Consider the following 848-nt stretch of genomic DNA (forward strand, 5'->3'; position numbering starts at 1 on the left):
AGCCAGCACAGCTTGGGCATTTACTTACTTCACCCAATCTTCTTATGGCCGATGAAAGAGTTCGGTTGGTATACCGGTCATCCGGTATGGGTGATCCCTGTGTGGATTGTGTTAAGTGGGGCGGGAGCCTTGGCGATGAGTTATCTGTTCTCGAAATCAGCCAAGACTCGTTGGTTACTGCCGTAAATTAGCGTTTGATTGCGAAATGTAGGAATTTGTCGCCGCAGTAGGTCAGGGTGCCTTTATCGCCTGGATTAAGCGCGTGGTAATAGTGCACGCCAATTTGGAATTCTCGTTTCGGGCCGATTGGGCCACGTTGCACATAAATCCAATATTCTTGGTCGTCCTGTCCCGGCTGCGCATCCGGCACATCGATCGCTTGTTTGTCTAAAATCGTGACTTGAACACTTTGTTCTGGCGCATCTTCACCAACGTAATGTTTGCTGTAGAAACGAAAGAACACCCATGCGCCAAGGGCGATGAGGGCAAAAATGGCCAAGATAAGTGAGATTGGCATGATAACCTCCAATGTTTCATTGGGCCCTATTCTACAGAACTCCCTGATTAAACTATGAGTTGAGATAAACTATTCGTGATCTAATAAAAGGGGTGTAGATTTTATTCGGCGGACTTCACAGTTTATATGCGTGCAAGGGCACAATTTGAAAGGAAAATTGCACTTAACCGCTCGAAAAAGCTCTAAATTTATAGAAGAATGAAATGACTAACGAAGGGAAGGTCAGTAAAGGAGGGTTACGATGTCAGATATTGAAAAAGTAGTCATGCGTACCCGAACGATCGAAAAGCTTCTGCGTACTCAATATCACGCAGAAGGGAAAGGGTTGCAC

At 45.6% G+C, this 848-nt stretch carries 1 protein-coding gene and 2 pseudogenes; 2 read left to right on the forward strand and 1 reads right to left on the reverse strand.

The features are described from left to right. Positions 1-186, forward strand: a pseudogene (locus R8O10_RS24470) (acyltransferase); the annotation flags it as partial. Position 187: 1 nt separating this feature from the next. Here the strand turns inward: R8O10_RS24470 and R8O10_RS24475 are convergent. Beyond that, the gene (locus tag R8O10_RS24475) at positions 188-517 is read right to left on the reverse strand and encodes a DUF2500 domain-containing protein (RefSeq protein WP_015297474.1); all 330 of its coding nucleotides are present in this window, start codon (positions 515-517) and stop codon (positions 188-190) included. Between the two features lie 241 nt (positions 518-758). Here R8O10_RS24475 and R8O10_RS24480 point away from each other — a divergent pair. Next, positions 759-848: pseudogene (locus R8O10_RS24480) on the forward strand (DUF4145 domain-containing protein); the annotation flags it as partial.

It is taken from the genome of Vibrio sp. 1727 (genome assembly GCF_033344415.1).
Lineage (GTDB): Bacteria > Pseudomonadota > Gammaproteobacteria > Enterobacterales > Vibrionaceae > Vibrio > Vibrio alginolyticus.

Coding starts and splice junctions, on each gene's coding strand:
- R8O10_RS24475 (WP_015297474.1), bottom strand. CDS start 517: ATGCCAATCTCACTTATCTTGGCCATTTTTGCCCTCATCGCCCTTGGC.